Source organism: Streptomyces nanhaiensis, assembly GCF_046614825.1.
Taxonomy (GTDB): domain Bacteria; phylum Actinomycetota; class Actinomycetes; order Streptomycetales; family Streptomycetaceae; genus Streptomyces; species Streptomyces radiopugnans.
In genome coordinates, this window is the sequence record NZ_JBKJFM010000013.1 from 1 (window position 1) to 14,317 (window position 14,317).

Annotated in this window: 12 protein-coding genes; 6 read left to right on the forward strand and 6 right to left on the reverse strand. The window is 74.3% G+C overall.

The window, feature by feature from the left end; translation table 11 throughout:
• The first annotated feature begins 192 nt into the window (after positions 1–192).
• Together ACLIYP_RS06100 and ACLIYP_RS06105 are read left to right on the forward strand one after the other, a co-directional pair.
• Complete coding sequence (locus tag ACLIYP_RS06100) at positions 193–873, forward strand: helix-hairpin-helix domain-containing protein (protein ID WP_412712120.1); 681 nt, start codon at positions 193–195, stop codon at positions 871–873.
• Entirely contained in the window at positions 870–3,443 is a 2,574-nt protein-coding gene (locus ACLIYP_RS06105; protein WP_412712121.1) for a ComEC/Rec2 family competence protein, read from the forward strand. Before ACLIYP_RS06100 ends, ACLIYP_RS06105 begins: the two co-directional genes overlap by 4 nt.
• 78 nt (positions 3,444–3,521) lie before the next feature.
• On the opposite strand, the gene ACLIYP_RS06110 is transcribed toward ACLIYP_RS06105, so the two are convergent.
• The gene (locus ACLIYP_RS06110; protein ID WP_412712122.1) at positions 3,522–3,983 is read right to left on the reverse strand and encodes a pyridoxamine 5'-phosphate oxidase family protein; all 462 of its coding nucleotides are present in this window, start codon (positions 3,981–3,983) and stop codon (positions 3,522–3,524) included.
• Positions 3,984–4,142: 159 nt separating this feature from the next.
• Complete coding sequence (locus ACLIYP_RS06115; RefSeq protein ID WP_412712123.1) at positions 4,143–4,388, reverse strand: hypothetical protein; 246 nt, start codon at positions 4,386–4,388, stop codon at positions 4,143–4,145.
• A gap of 137 nt (positions 4,389–4,525) precedes the next feature.
• Here ACLIYP_RS06115 and holA point away from each other — a divergent pair, with 137 nt between their 5' ends.
• Both holA and ACLIYP_RS06125 read left to right on the forward strand, forming a co-directional pair.
• Positions 4,526–5,518, forward strand: coding sequence for a DNA polymerase III subunit delta (gene holA / locus ACLIYP_RS06120; RefSeq protein WP_412712124.1), 993 nt, complete (start codon positions 4,526–4,528; stop codon positions 5,516–5,518).
• 100 nt (positions 5,519–5,618) lie between these two features.
• A complete protein-coding gene (locus ACLIYP_RS06125) occupies positions 5,619–6,344 on the forward strand; it encodes a hypothetical protein (RefSeq protein WP_412712125.1) in 726 nt (241 codons plus the stop codon).
• A 201-nt stretch (positions 6,345–6,545) separates the two neighbouring features.
• Here the strand turns inward: ACLIYP_RS06125 and rpsT are convergent, their stop codons facing one another.
• Positions 6,546–6,812, reverse strand: a complete 267-nt coding sequence (gene rpsT / locus ACLIYP_RS06130; RefSeq protein WP_093654535.1) for a 30S ribosomal protein S20 — start codon at positions 6,810–6,812, stop codon at positions 6,546–6,548.
• 223 nt (positions 6,813–7,035) lie between these two features.
• Between rpsT and lepA the strand changes: the two genes are divergently transcribed.
• Positions 7,036–8,913, forward strand: a complete 1,878-nt coding sequence (lepA, locus tag ACLIYP_RS06135; RefSeq protein ID WP_412712126.1) for a translation elongation factor 4 — start codon at positions 7,036–7,038, stop codon at positions 8,911–8,913.
• 394 nt (positions 8,914–9,307) lie between these two features.
• A complete protein-coding gene (locus ACLIYP_RS06140) occupies positions 9,308–11,197 on the forward strand; it encodes an AMP-dependent synthetase/ligase (protein ID WP_412712127.1) in 1,890 nt (629 codons plus the stop codon).
• Between the two features lie 94 nt (positions 11,198–11,291).
• On the opposite strand, the gene hemW is transcribed toward ACLIYP_RS06140, so the two are convergent.
• From hemW to ACLIYP_RS06155, 3 genes are all read right to left on the reverse strand, one after another.
• Positions 11,292–12,524 carry a radical SAM family heme chaperone HemW gene (gene hemW, locus ACLIYP_RS06145; RefSeq protein WP_412712128.1) on the reverse strand — a complete coding sequence of 411 codons (1,233 nt, stop codon included), beginning with the start codon at positions 12,522–12,524 and terminating at the stop codon, positions 11,292–11,294.
• Positions 12,525–12,574: 50 nt separating this feature from the next.
• The gene (locus ACLIYP_RS06150; protein WP_412712129.1) at positions 12,575–13,432 is read right to left on the reverse strand and encodes a DUF3097 domain-containing protein; all 858 of its coding nucleotides are present in this window, start codon (positions 13,430–13,432) and stop codon (positions 12,575–12,577) included.
• An 81-nt stretch (positions 13,433–13,513) separates the two neighbouring features.
• The gene (locus tag ACLIYP_RS06155; protein WP_412712130.1) at positions 13,514–14,227 is read right to left on the reverse strand and encodes an MBL fold metallo-hydrolase; all 714 of its coding nucleotides are present in this window, start codon (positions 14,225–14,227) and stop codon (positions 13,514–13,516) included.
• Between the last annotated feature and the right edge of the window lie 90 nt (positions 14,228–14,317).

Here is a 14,317-nt window from a genome sequence, read left to right on the forward strand (position 1 = left end):
CCGCGGGGGCGGGCGGCGGAGCGGGTGCCCGCGCCGCGCCCGGCCCGTGCCGTTCCCGGCCCTGTTGCCGGCCCTGCGGCCGAGCCGGGCGCCGATCCCGTGGACACCGGTCCCACGGACGCGTCCCGGCGCGCACGGCTGGCGGAGGCCGTGCGGGACAGGATGCCGTTGTGGGTGCGCACACGGTGCGGAGTGGAACCGCGCACGCTGGCCGCACTCGCCCTGGCCCTGGCCGTGGCCCTCGGCTTCGCCGTACACCACTTCTGGAGCGGACGCCCGCAGACGGTGCAGGCACCGCCTGTGGAGTCGGCCTCCCGATCGCGCCCCGCGCCCTCCCCGGCCTTTCCCCCGGAACCCACCTCCGTTCCGGCGTCCGCGGCGGCTCCCGGCCCGGCGCCCGGCGCGGCTTCCGCGGGAGGGACGCTGCTGGTAGACGTGGCGGGCGAGGTCCGCAGGCCCGGGGTCCACCGGTTGCCGGCCGGAGCCCGCGTCGCCGACGCACTGCGGGCCGCGGGCGGTGTCCGGCCGGGCACCGACCTCCACGGCCTCAACCGGGCCCGGCCGCTGGCCGACGGTGAGCAGATCGTCGTCGGGGAGCCTCCCACGGCGGCAGCCGTCCCGCATCCGCCCGCCGCGGCGGGCGGAGGCGGTGGCGGGGGTGGGGGCGGGCCGGCGGTGGGCGGACCGGTCAGCCTCAACTCCGCCACGGCCGACCAGCTCGACGCCCTGCCCGGTATCGGCCCCGTGATGGCCCAGCGCATCATCGACCACCGCGCAGAGCGCGGTGGCTTCTCCTCCGTCGAGGAGCTCCGCGAGGTCACCGGAATCGGGGAACGCCGCTTCGCCGAGTTGAAGCCGCTGGTCGTGCCGTGACCACGAGTGCGCCGACCGGCACGCCGACGGGGGCGGCGGCCCGTACGACGGCCCGGTCGGCGGTCCACTCCGCCGCCGGCCGCCGGCTGGGGGCGGCGGAGCCGCGCCAGGAGGGACCGGCCGATCTGCGGCTGGTGCCGCCCGCGCTGGCCGCCTGGGGCGCGGCGGCCCTGGCCCTGGGCGCTCCGGGCGGTGCGGCCGTCGCCGGCGTGGCACTGTGCCTCCTGGGTGCCGCGGTGTCCCTGGCCCTGGCACGGGGCCGTGGCGGAATCCACCGCGGTGGGGTTCGCCGTGGCGGGATCCGGGGAGGCGGGCGTACGGCCGTCGCCATGACGCTGGTGTGCGCCGCAGCCGGCGGCGGGGTGGCCGCGGCGCACGCGGCCGATCTGCACCGGGGCCCGCTGCCCGCGGCGGCCCGGCAGTACGCGCACGTCACCGTCGAGGTGGCCGTCACCGGTGATCCGCGCCTGGTCCGGCCACGCGTACGCGGCTCGGAGCAACTGGCGGGCACGGTGATGCTGCGCGCCGAGGCCCTGCGCGTCACCACCGCCGACGGCACGGTGACCGCCACCCGGTCGCCGGTGCTCGTCCTGGTACGGGGGACGGACTCGGCGGCCGGGCCGCCGGCGGGATGGCTCGATCTGCTGCCCTCCACCCGGCTGCGGCTCCAGGCCCGGCTCCTGCCGCCCCGGGACGACGGGGCCGGGGGCCGCGGTGTCGCCGCCGTCCTGAGGGTGAGAGCCGGCGGGCCGCCCACGGTGACCGCCGGGCCGACGGCGGTCCAGCGCACCGCGGGAGAGCTGCGCTCCGGGCTGCGGGAGGCCAGCGACGGGCTGCCGGGCGACGCGCGGGCGCTGCTGCCCGGACTGGTCGTCGGCGACACCTCACGCATCCCGCCCGATCTCGACGCCGCCTTCCGGGCCGCCGACATGCTCCATCTGCTGGCGGTCAGCGGTTCGAACCTCACGATCCTGCTGGTGCTGCTCATCGGACCGCCGGACCGGGCCGTACGCGCCGAACGCCGGGGCATGGCGCCCCGGCTGGGGATGTCGCTGCGCACCACCGCGGTCGCCGGTGCGCTGCTCACCCTCGCCTTCGTGGTGGTCTGCCGCCCGGAGCCCAGCGTGCTGCGGGCGGCGGCCTGCGGGCTGGTCACCATCGTGGCGATCGGTACCGGACGGCGGCGCTCCCTGCTGCCGGCCCTGGCCGCCGCCGTACTGCTGCTCGTCCTCCACGACCCGTGGCTCGCCCGCGACTTCGGCTTCGTTCTCTCGGTCCTGGCCACCGGCTCGCTGCTCACCGTCGCACCCCGCTGGAGCGAGGCCCTGCGCCGCCGGCGCGTGCCGGGGAGGCTCGCCGAGGCGCTGGCGGCGGCGGCAGCGGCGCAGGCGGTGTGCGCGCCCGTGGTCGCGGTCCTGGCGGCCCACGTCAGCCTGGTGGCGATCCCGTGCAACATGCTGGCCGAGTTCCTGGTCGCGCCCGCCACCGTGCTCGGTTTCGCGGCCCTGGTCACGGCACCCCTCGCGCCGCCCCTGGCCGAGGCGCTGGCCTGGACGGCGGGCTGGCCCACCGGGGCCGTCGCCGCCATCGCCCGTGCGGGGGCCTCCCTGCCCGGCGCCGAGATCGACTGGCCCGGCAGTTGGACCGGCGCACTGCTGCTGGCCGCGCTCACCGCGGCGGCGGTCCTGGCCGCCCGCCGACTGGTGCGGCACCGGTGGCTCTGCGCGGCCTGCGCCGTACTGCTGGCCCTGGCGGTCCTGCGTCCCGTCCCGCTGATCCGCCCGCTCACCGGCTGGCCGCCGCCGGGATGGCGGCTGGCGGTCTGCGACGTGGGCCAGGGGGACGCGCTGGCGCTGGCGTCCGGGGAGGGCGCGGCCGTGGTCGTCGACGCCGGCCCCGATCCGGAGGCCGTGGACCGCTGCCTGCGCGCCCTCGGCGTCACGGCCGTCCCCCTGCTGGTGCTCACCCACTTCCACGCAGACCACGTCGCCGGACTGCCAGGTGTGCTGAGGGGCCGCGCGGTCGGGGCGATCCAGACCACCGACCGGAGCGAGCCGGCCGGGCAGGCAGCGGCGGTACGGCGCGAGGCCGCCCGCGCGGGGGTGCCGGTGATCGGGGCGGGGCCGGGGGAGCGGCGCCGGATCGGTGACCTGTCCTGGGAGGTGCTCTGGCCCCGCCGGCCGCCGCCGCCCGGACCGCCCTCCCCCTCGGGCGAGGACGCCAACGACGCCAGCGTCACCCTCCTCGTCCGCGCGGCCGGCCTGACCGTCCTCCTCCCCGGCGACCTCGAACCCCCGGCGCAGCGCGGCCTGCTGGAGGCACACCCCGACCTGCCCGCGGTGGACGTCCTCAAAGTGGCCCACCACGGCTCGGCCCACCAGGACCCGGCCCTGCTGGAGAGGCTGAGCCCCCGCGTCGCCCTCGTCTCCTGCGGAGAGGACAACCCCTACGGACACCCGTCCCCGAAGGTCCTCGCCGGGCTGCGAGCCTCGGGCTCCGCCGTCCTGCGCACCGACACCCACGGTTCCCTGGCCGTCACCGCGGACGGCACGGTGGTCGCGTCGGGCTGAGGGCCGCCGCGGCGGCCGCCGTACCGCGGGGGGCGCCCTGTCCCGGCCCCTCGCCGAAGGGCCGTCGGCGAAGGGCCGTCAGCGGGCTGGCCACAGACCGTCGCGCATCAGCTCCCGGCCGGCCAGTTCGTTCTCCTCGCGCCAGGCCAGCAGCCTCTCCGGCCGCAGCCGCAGGTAGACCCATCCGGGTTTCTCGCGCGGGTCCCAGCCCAGCTTCGCGGCGAAAGCGTCCGCCTCCCGCCCGGGCAGCTCGCCGGGGCCGAGGATCCCGGCGCGGGTGTCGATCAGAACCACGTCCCGTGTGTGCCCCAGCGCCACCCGCGCCCGCGGTACGGCCCGCAGGTTGCGGACGGTGGGACGCGAGTGCCGGGTGGACATCACCAGCGAACCTTCGGACCAGAGGAACGACAGCGGCACGAGGCAGGGAGTGCTGTCGGGACCCACCGTGGACACCCAGGCGTCCGCATCGTCTTCCAGGCGCTTCAGCACATCGCGCCTGCGCTGCTCCGCTGTGCGCGGAGCCGGGTGAGGGACCGTCATGCGCCGGACGCTAACCGGCTGCGCGGCCCGGCACATCGGGCGGACGCCCTGGGCCGGACGGCCTACTCCCGCGCGTCCTGCCCCCGCGCGCTCTGCCCCCGGCCGCCGCACCGACAGCCCCGTCCGGTCCGGTCCGGTCGCCGGATGCCACTCGCCGCCTCAGCCCCGCTCCAGCCAGCCGTCGTACCCGGTCGCGAGGGCCTCCAGCTCGGCCGGGTCGTACGCGCCGTCCGGGTCGTCGAGCACGACCAGCCACTGGGCGTCCTCCGCGTCGTCCTCGCCCGCCAGCGCCTCGCGGACCGGCCGCGGTTCCTCCGCCAGGCCGAGCCGTTCGGCGACCTCCTCGGCCACCTCCTCCGCGGCGTCGCGGTCGGGGAGCACCAGGATGTGTCGTACGTCGTCCACCGCGTCATTGTGCGACAGCCGCCCGGGCGGCCCGCGCGCAGGCCCCGGGGCGGCCCCGAGCACAGGCCCCGGGCGGCCCCGGGGACAGCCTCCGGCCGCCGCCGGACTGTCCGCGGCTCGTGGGATGCTGGTGCGCGATGGCCGGTAAAACCAGGAAGTCCTCGACCGACGACCCCCTCGCCCCCGTCACGCTCGCGGTGGGCCAGGAGGATCTGCTGCTCGACCGCGCGGTGCGCCAGGTGATCGACGCGGCCAGGGCCGCCGACGCCGACACCGACGTGCGCGAACTCGCCCCCGCCGACCTGCGGCCCGGCACGCTGGCGGAGCTGACCAGCCCGTCCCTGTTCGCCGAACGCAAGGTCGTGGTCGTCCGGGACGCGCAGGACCTCGCGGCGGACACCGTCAAGGACGTCAAGGCGTATCTGGGCTCTCCGGCCGAGGAGATCACCCTGGTCCTGGTGCACGCCGGCGGCGCCAAGGGCAAGGGACTGCTGGACGCCGCGCGCAAGGCGGGCGCGCGCGAGGTCGCCTGCCCGAAGATGACCAAGCCCGCCGACCGGCAGGCGTTCGTGCGCGGCGAGTTCCGCGCCGCCGGACGCTCGGCCACGCCGGAGGCCTGCCAGGCATTGGTGGAGATCCTCGGCAGCGATCTGCGCGAACTGGCCAGTGCCTGCTCCCAGCTCACCGCCGACGTCGAGGGCACCATCGACGAGGCCGTCGTCGCCCGCTACTACAGCGGGCGCGCCGAGGCCTCCAGCTTCACCATCGCCGACCGGGCCGTGGAGGGCAGGCTGCCCGAGGCGCTGGAGGCGCTGCGCTGGTCGCTGTCGACGGGTGTGGCCCCGGTGCTGGTCACCAGCGCCCTGGCCCAGGGGGTGCGCGGCATCGGCAAGCTGATGTCGGCCCCGCGCGGGATGCGTCCCGGCGACCTGGCACGCGAGCTGGGCATGCCGCCGTGGAAGATCGACCGGGTCCGCCAGCAGATGCGCGGCTGGTCGGCGGCCGGGGTGTCGGCGGCGCTGCGCGCGGTGGCCGAGGCCGACGCGGCGGTCAAGGGCGGCGGCGACGATCCGGAGTACGCCCTGGAGAAGGCCGTCATCACCGTCGCCCGCGCGGCCCGTTCCCGCTGAGCCGGGTGCCCGGCCTCACCAGGGCGGCTTGACCGCGGAGTGCGCCGCCGGGATCCTCTTGGCCGGCCGATCGGGTCCGGACATGGAACGGGTGGGGCGAATGAGAGCCAGACGGTGGACGGTGTGCGTGGCGCTGGTGGCGATGTGCTTATCGGCCGGCTGCGGTTCGGGAGAGGGGGACGGCGACCCCCGGCCGCCGGCGGACTCCTCGTCCCGGGACACCGCCTCGGCCGGGGATCCCACCGGGCAGGAGCCCGGTGAGGGGAAGCCCTCCGGGCCCGCGGTGACGGTCACCGACGACGAGGGATACCGCTTCGAGGCAGTCGGGATGGGCGCGGGGACGGTTCCGGAGATCGGTGAGGAGATCGACGGGGAGGTGGTGTCCGCGCGTCCCGGACACGTCTTCGTCCACGTGGACGTGGCGGTGAGGAACCTCCAGAAGGACCGGAGCGCGCCGCTGGGAGACATCCTGACCCACTGGCGGATCGATGTGCCCAGGAGCGCGGCGCCGGAGGGGAGCACCCTGCGGCAGTGCGACGACGGGTCCGAGTACTGCGCCGACAATATCTCGTGCCTGCGGGTGGACGCGCCGCCCGGCGAGGACGGCGACATGGGCGGTCTGGACGAGAAGAACCGGACGATACCGGCGGGTGCCACCTGGAGGCTGCGCTGCTTCCTGGGGCAGAGCACCTTCGCGAGCGTCTCCGGCGCGAAGGAGGTCAGGGACTCGGTGGATCCCGGCCGGGTCCGGCTGCTGCGGGTCGAGGACGACGGCGGGTTCACCGTGGAGGAGAGCGGCATCGACCTGGAGATCCCCCTGGACTGAGCGCCGAACGCGTACCGCCCGCCGTGGGGGATCACGGCGGGCGGTCGCTTCAGGCTCTCGGCCCGGAACTTCTCGGTGCGCCGCACCCGCGTGGCGAACGCAGGCCGCGTGCGGCGCGGTGGGCCGGTACGGAGCGGTGAGAGGGTCCGCTGGAGTCCGTTTCGGCACCGGGACGGACCGTCAGCCGACGGTCCGGGAGCTTCAGCCCTTGAGAGCGGAGACCTTCTGGGCCAGCGCCGACTTCTTGTTGGCGGCCTGGTTCTTGTGGATCACGCCCTTGCTGGCGGCCTTGTCCAGCTTCTTGCCGGCCAGGCGCGCGGCCTCGGCGGCCTTCTCGGCGTCACCGGCGGCGATCGCCTCGCGGGTGCGACGGATCGCGGTCTTCAGCTCGGACTTGACCGCCTTGTTGCGCTGGCGGGCCTTCTCGTTGGTCTTGATCCGCTTGATCTGGGACTTGATGTTCGCCACGAAAGAGCCTTCTCGGGTGTGATGAGGTGTGATTCCGTGCCCCGTCGTCTCCCCGCGCGATCCCGTCGCACCGTCCGCGCGCCGGGCCCCGCGCGAGGGCGATGAGACACAGTCGGTCAGGGTACCAGCAGGCCTGATCGGCTCCCAAACCGGACCGTAAGCGCCACTCGTGGGACGATGGGGGAGACGTACCGACCCGAGCCATGACCCGACAGGACCCTGCGTGCCCGCGACCCCATCGAACGTGCCGGCGCCGAGCCGTACCGACCCGGCGCTGATCCGCAACTTCTGCATCATCGCGCACATCGACCACGGCAAGTCGACGCTCGCCGACCGGATGCTCCAGCTCACCGGTGTCGTCGAGCAGCGCCAGATGCGCGCCCAGTACCTCGACCGCATGGACATCGAGCGCGAGCGCGGCATCACGATCAAGTCCCAGGCGGTCCGCCTGCCGTGGGCCCCCACCGAGGGCGAGGACAAGGGGACGACCCACATCCTCAACATGATCGACACCCCCGGGCACGTCGACTTCACCTACGAGGTGTCCCGCTCGCTGGCCGCGTGCGAGGGGTGCATCCTCCTGGTCGACGCCGCCCAGGGCATCGAGGCCCAGACTCTCGCCAACCTCTACCTGGCGATGGAGAACGACCTCACGATCATCCCAGTCCTCAACAAGATCGACCTCCCGGCCGCCCAGCCGGAGAAGTTCGCCGCCGAGCTGGCGCACCTCATCGGCTGCGACCCGTCGGAGGTGCTGAAGGTCTCCGCCAAGACCGGCGAGGGCGTCGAGGCGCTGCTGGACGAGGTCGTGCGGCAGGTCCCGGCCCCGGTCGGCGTCGCGGACGCCCCCGCCCGCGCCATGATCTTCGACTCGGTCTACGACGCCTACCGCGGCGTCGTGACGTACGTGAAGGTCGTCGACGGAAAGCTCTCCAGGCGCGAGCGCATCCAGATGATGTCCACCGGCGCCGCCCACGAACTGCTGGAGATCGGCACCAACAGCCCGGAGATGCTGCCCGCCGACGGTCTGTCCGTCGGCGAGGTGGGGTATCTGATCACCGGCGTGAAGGACGTGCGCCAGTCCAAGGTCGGCGACACCATCACCCAGTTCTCCAAGGGGGCCACCGAGCCGCTGGGCGGCTACAAGGACCCCAAGCCGATGGTGTTCTCCGGCCTCTACCCGCTGGACGGCTCGGACTACCCCGAGCTGCGCGACGCCCTGGACAAGCTCCAGCTCAACGACGCCGCGCTGGTCTACGAGCCGGAGACGTCCGCCGCCCTCGGCTTCGGCTTCCGCGTGGGCTTCCTCGGCCTGCTGCACCTGGAGGTCATCCGCGAGCGCCTGGAGCGCGAGTTCGGGCTCGACCTGATCGCCACCGCGCCCAACGTGGTCTACCGCGTGGACATGGAGGACGGCACCGAGCACGTCGTCACCAACCCCAGCGAGTACCCGACGGGCAAGGTCGCCCAGGTGCACGAGCCGGTCGTCCGCGCGACGGTGCTGACCCCCAACGACTTCGTCGGCGCCGTGATGGAGCTGTGCCAGTCGCGGCGCGGCAACCTGCTGGGCATGGACTACCTGTCCGAGGACCGCGTCGAACTGCGCTACACCCTTCCGCTGGCGGAGATCGTCTTCGACTTCTTCGACGCCCTCAAGTCCAAGACCCGCGGCTACGCCTCGCTCGACTACGAGCCGACCGGCGAGCAGACCGCCGACCTGGTCAAGGTCGACATCCTGCTGCACGGCGACAAGGTGGACGCCTTCTCCGCGATCGTCCACAAGGACAAGGCGTACAGCTACGGCGTCAGGATGGCCTCCAAGCTGCGCGAGCTCATCCCGCGGCAGCAGTTCGAGGTGCCCATCCAGGCCGCCATCGGCTCGCGCGTCATCGCCCGCGAGACCGTCCGCGCCATCCGCAAGGACGTGCTCGCCAAGTGCTACGGCGGTGACATCTCCCGCAAGCGGAAGCTGCTGGAGAAGCAGAAGGAGGGCAAGAAGCGCATGAAGGTGGTGGGCCGGGTGGAGGTCCCGCAGGAGGCCTTCATCGCCGCGCTCTCCTCGGACTCCGACGGCGGCGGTGAGGCCAAGGGCAAGAAGTAGGGTCCGCCCGGAGCCGTCCCGGGCCGGCCCGTACGGGCCGGTGTGCGGGCGGAGCCGCAGGACGGAGCGTCTGTGAGGGTGCCCGCCGGCCCGTACGGGCCGGCGGGCACCCTCACACGTGCGGGGCCGTCCGCGGGCGCACGGGCGTACAGCGGGGTATGTGGTGTATGTATCGCACAGGTCACGGCTTCACGCAGGCGATGTGCAAGCCCTTTCAAGGCGGGGCCTTCCGCCTTAGGCTGATCGCCCGCTCGGTTGTTACCCGCGAGTCACTCAATACGCACAGACCAGTACGCACAGCACGGAACCGTTCCACCCCTTCCCACCCCAGTACTCGCGGTGGACCGAGCCTTGGAGCCACCCCCCTGCACCGTCGCGGGCCCCGGAGGATGTTGTGAGCGACCACCAGTCCCTGATCGAGAACCGTCCGCCCTCGGTGGCGAACCTCTTCCTGGAGCGCGTCGAGGCGACCCCGGACGGCGAGGCGTACCGCTACCCCGTGCCCCCCGCCTCCGGCGAGGGGCCGGACGAGTGGCGCTCCTACACCTGGGGCGAGGCCGCGCGGCGCGTCTTCTCGATCGCCGCGGGGCTGATGGACCTGGGTGTGCGGCCCGAGGAGCGGGTCGCCATCGCCTCCAACACCCGGGTCGACTGGATCCTGTGCGACCTGGGCGTGCTGTGCGCCGGGGCGGCCACCACGACCGTCTACCCCAGCACCAACGCCGAGGAGACCGCGTACATCCTCGCCGACTCCGAGAGCCGGGTGCTGATCGCCGAGGACGCCGCACAGCTCGCCAAGGCCCGCGAGCGCCGGGCGGAGCTGCCGGACCTCGCACATGTCGTCGTCATCGAGGCCGAGGGCGCCGTGGCCGCCGAGGGCGACCCGGAGGGCTGGGTGCTGTCGCTGGACGAGCTGCGCAAGCGCGGCGAGGCGTATCTGGAGGAGCACCCCGAGGCGGTCAAGGAGACCGTCGGCGCCCTGCGCTCCGACCAGCTCGCCACCCTGATCTACACCTCCGGCACCACCGGCCGGCCCAAGGGCGTACGGCTGCCGCACGACGCCTGGTCCTACATGGCCAGGGCCATCACCGTGACGGAACTGGTCCGCGCCGACGACGTGCAGTACCTGTGGCTGCCGCTGGCGCACGTGTTCGGCAAGGTGCTCACCGCGGCCCAGATCGAGGCCGGCCACGTCACCGCCGTGGACGGCCGGGTCGACAAGATCATCGAGAACCTCCCGGTCGTGCAGCCCACCTACATGGCCGCCGTGCCCCGGATCTTCGAGAAGGTCTACAACGGGGTCGCCGCCAAGGCGCGGGCCGGCGGCGGCGCCAAGTACAAGATCTTCAAGTGGGCCTCCGGGGTCGCGCGCGAGTACGCCAAGGTCACCCAGGACAACTTCCGCCGCACCGGCACGGCCTCCGCCCCCGCCGGCCTGAGGGCGAAGCACGCGATCGCCGACAAGCTCGTCTACGCCAAGCTCCGTGCGGCCTTCGGCGGCAGACTGCGCGCCTGCGTCTCCGGCTCCGCAGCCCTGGCCCCGGAGATCGGCTACTTCTTCTCCGGCGCAGGCGTCCACATCCTGGAGGGCTACGGGCTCACCGAGTCCAGCGCCGCCAGCTTCGTCAACCCCGGCGAGGCGTACCGCACCGGCACGGTCGGCAAGCCGCTGCCCGGCACCGAGGTGCGCATCGCCGAGGACGGCGAGATCCTCCTGCGCGGCCCCGGCATCATGCAGGGCTACCACAGGCTGCCGGAGAAGACCGCCGAGGTCCTGGAGGAGGACGGCTGGTTCCACACCGGCGACATCGGCGAGCTGTCGGAGGACGGCTACCTGCGGATCACCGACCGCAAGAAGGACCTGATCAAGACCTCGGGCGGCAAGTACATCGCCCCGGCCGAGGTCGAGGGGCAGTTCAAGGCGGTCTGCCCCTACGTCTCCAACATCCTGGTGCACGGCGCCGACCGCAACTACTGCACCGCGCTCATCGCACTCGACGAGCCGACCATCATGGGGTGGGCCGAGGAGCACGGGCTCGGCGGGAAGAGCTACGCGGAGGTCGTCGGCTCCGAGGAGGTCCACAAGCTCGTCGACGGCTACGTCCAGCGCCTCAACGAAGGCCTCCAGCGCTGGCAGACGATCAAGAAGTTCCGGATCCTGCCGCGCGACCTGGACATCGAGCACGGCGAGCTCACCCCGAGCCTGAAGCTGAAGAGGCCCGCGGTGGAGAAGGAGTTCGGCCACCTGATCGAGGAGATGTACGAGGGCACCCGCGAGGCGTGAGACCCGGGGGCGCGCCGCCCCCGGACCGCTCCGGACCGCTTTCCCGGACCGCCCCCGCCGGGCAGCAGTGCCCGGCGGGGGCGGTCCGGTCCGCTCAGTCCACCAGGCCGCGGACCACCGCGTCGGCCAGCAGCCGGCCGCGCAGGGTCAGCGCCGCGCGCCCGCGCCCGTACGCCTCCGGGCGCAGCAGCCCGTCCGCCAGCGCCCGCTCGGCGGCGCGCGCCCCGGCCGGGGCCAGGACGTCCAGCGGTACGCCGTCCACCAGCCGCAGCTCCAGCAGGATCCGCTCCACGCGCCGGTCCCCGGCGTCGAGCACCTCGCGGCCCGCGCCCGGTGAGCGGCCCTCGGCGAGCGCCTGGGCGTACGCGCCCGGGTGCTTGGCGTTCCACCAGCGCACCCCGCCGACGTGGCTGTGCGCCCCCGGACCGGCGCCCCACCAGTCGGCGCCCGTCCAGTACAGCTCGTTGTGGCGGCAGCGGGCGGCCTCCGTCGACGCCCAGTTCGACACCTCGTACCAGTCGAGACCGGCCGCCGACAGCATCTCCTCGGCGATCAGGTACCGGTCGGCGTGCACGTCGTCGTCCGTCATCGGCACCTCGCCGCGCCGGATGCGGGCGGCCAGCCGCGTGCCGTCCTCCACGATCAGCGCGTACGCCGAGACGTGGTCGGGCCCGGCGCCGAGGGCGGCCTCCAGCGAGGCCCGCCAGTCGTCGTCGCTCTCGCCCGGGGTGCCGTAGATCAGGTCAAGGTTGACGTGCTCGAAGCCCGCCGCGCGGGCCTCGGCCACGCACGCCTCGGGGCGGCCGGGGGTGTGGGTGCGGTCCAGCACGGCCAGCACGTGCCGCCGGGCGCTCTGCATGCCGAAGGAGATCCGGTTGAAGCCCGCCTCGCGCAGTTCGGCCAGGTAGGCCGGGTCGACGGACTCCGGGTTGGCCTCCGTGGTGACCTCGGCGCCTTCCGCCAGCCCGAACTCCTCGCGGATCACGGCCAGCATCCGCCCCAGGTCGGCGGCGGGCAGCAGGGTGGGGGTGCCGCCGCCGACGAAGACCGTCTCCACCGGCCGGGGGTCGTCGCCGAGCACCTTGCGGGCCAGCCGCACCTCCTCGGCCAGCGTCTCCGCGTAGTTCTCCCGCGAGGCGAGGACGCCCCCGGAGCCGCGCAGCTCGCTCGCGGTGTAGGTGTTGAAGTCGCAGTAGCCGCAGCGCGTCGCGCAGTACGGCACGTGCAGGTAGAAGCCGAGGGGGCGCCGCGCCGCGCCCGCCAGGGCGTGCGCGGGCAGGGAGCCGTCGGCGGGGACGGGCTCGCCGTCGGGGAGTGCGGAAGGCATGGGGTCCATTGTCCCGCACCCGTCCCGGACCGGGGCCTGTCCCCGAGGGCTCACGGACCGGCCGGTCCCCCCACCGTGACGTGGTCGATCAGCCGCTCGACCGGGCCGAGCAGTCCCGGCTCCAGGTCCGTGTAGTCGCGCACGCTCCCCAGGATCCGCTTCCACGCCGCGCCGGTGTTCTCCGGCCAGCCCAGCGCCCGGCACACCCCCCTCTTCCAGTCCTGGCCGCGCGGCACCTCGGGCCAGGCGCCGATGCCCAGGGCGGACGGCTTCACCGCCTCCCAGACGTCGATGTACGGATGGCCGACGACCAGCACGTCCTCGCCGGTGACCCGGGCGGCGATCCGGGACTCCTTGGAACCGGGCACCAGATGGTCCACCAGCACTCCCAGCCGGGCCTCGGGGGTGGGACCGAAGGCCTCCACGACGGCCGGGAGGTCGTCCACGCCCTCCAGGTACTCCACGACCACGCCCTCGATCCGCAGGTCGTCGCCCCAGACCTTCTCCACCAGCTCCGCGTCGTGGCGCCCCTCGACGTAGATGCGCCCCGCCCGCGCCACCCGGGCGCGGGCGCCCGGCACCGCCACCGACCCGGAGGCGGTGCGCCGGGGCGCCTGCGGAGCGGGCGGGGCCGCCGCCGGCGGCCGGACCAGGGTGACGGCCTTCCCCTCCAGCAGGAAGCCGCGCGGCTCCATCGGGAAGACCCGGTGCCTGCCGAAGCGGTCCTCCAGCGTGACGGTGAACCCCTGCGCCGTCTTCTCGCAGCGCACCACGGCCCCGCAGAAACCGGTCGTGACCTCCTCCACCACCAGGTCCGGCTCGGCGGGCACCTCGGGCGCGGGTCTGCGGTTCCCCGGGGTCCGCTTCCACGGAGGGGTCAGGTCGGGGCCGTACTGTCTGCTGCGCATGCGGTCATTGTGTTACGTGATCCCCACCGCGAAACCCGGAGCGGAAAGCGGAACCCGCCGTGAGACCTGCCCCGTCACCCGTCACCCGACGCCGAAGCGCTCCGCCAGCACGCCGCGCTGGGCGCGGACGAAGGCGGCGTCCACCACCGCCCCGTGGCCCGGCACGTACAGCGCGTCCTCGCCGCCCAGGGCGAGCAGCCGGTCCAGCGCGGCCGGCCAGTGGACGGGGTGGGAGTCCGGGCCCGCCTGCGGCTCGCCGGACTCCTCCACCAGATCGCCGCAGAAGACCACGTCCGGCCCGCCGGGGGCGCCGGGGACCACGACGGCCAGGTCGTGGGCGGTGTGCGCCGGGCCGACGTTGGCCAGGAGCACCTCCCGGCCGCCCAGCCGGACGGTCAGCTCGCCGGCCACCCGGTGGTGCGGGTGGACGAGCACGTCGACCGCCTCGGCCGCCTCCCGCGGGTCCACGCCGTGCCGTACGGCGTCCTCGCGCAGCCCGTCCTTGGAGTGGACCAGCAGGTCCTCGATCCCCACCGCCCCGTAGACCTCCACCCCGGCGAAGGCCGACGCGCCCAGGACGTGGTCGAAGTGCGGATGGGTCAGCGCCACATGGGTCACCGGCTGCCCGAAGCGCTCGTGCAGGTGCCGCCGGACGCGCGCGCCGTCACCCAGCGTCGCGCCCGTGTCGACCACCAGCACCCCCGACTCGCCCGCGACGGCCCCGACGGTCTCGTCCCAGCCGGGCATGCGGCGGCGTACGACCCCAGGCGACAGCTCTTCCCAATCCGTCTCCATACCGCGACGCTAGCGCCAACACGCGGGCGGTGCCCGCCGGGGATGTGGTACGGATCGCCCTCCCGGTCGGCGCCCGCCCTTGCCCTGGTC

Coding starts and splice junctions, on each gene's coding strand:
- holA (WP_412712124.1), top strand. CDS start 4,526: ATGGCCGGTAAAACCAGGAAGTCCTCGACCGACGACCCCCTCGCCCCC.
- hemW (WP_412712128.1), bottom strand. CDS start 12,524: ATGCCTTCCGCACTCCCCGACGGCGAGCCCGTCCCCGCCGACGGCTCC.
- ACLIYP_RS06110 (WP_412712122.1), bottom strand. CDS start 3,983: ATGACGGTCCCTCACCCGGCTCCGCGCACAGCGGAGCAGCGCAGGCGC.
- ACLIYP_RS06150 (WP_412712129.1), bottom strand. CDS start 13,432: ATGCGCAGCAGACAGTACGGCCCCGACCTGACCCCTCCGTGGAAGCGG.
- ACLIYP_RS06155 (WP_412712130.1), bottom strand. CDS start 14,227: ATGGAGACGGATTGGGAAGAGCTGTCGCCTGGGGTCGTACGCCGCCGC.
- ACLIYP_RS06125 (WP_412712125.1), top strand. CDS start 5,619: ATGAGAGCCAGACGGTGGACGGTGTGCGTGGCGCTGGTGGCGATGTGC.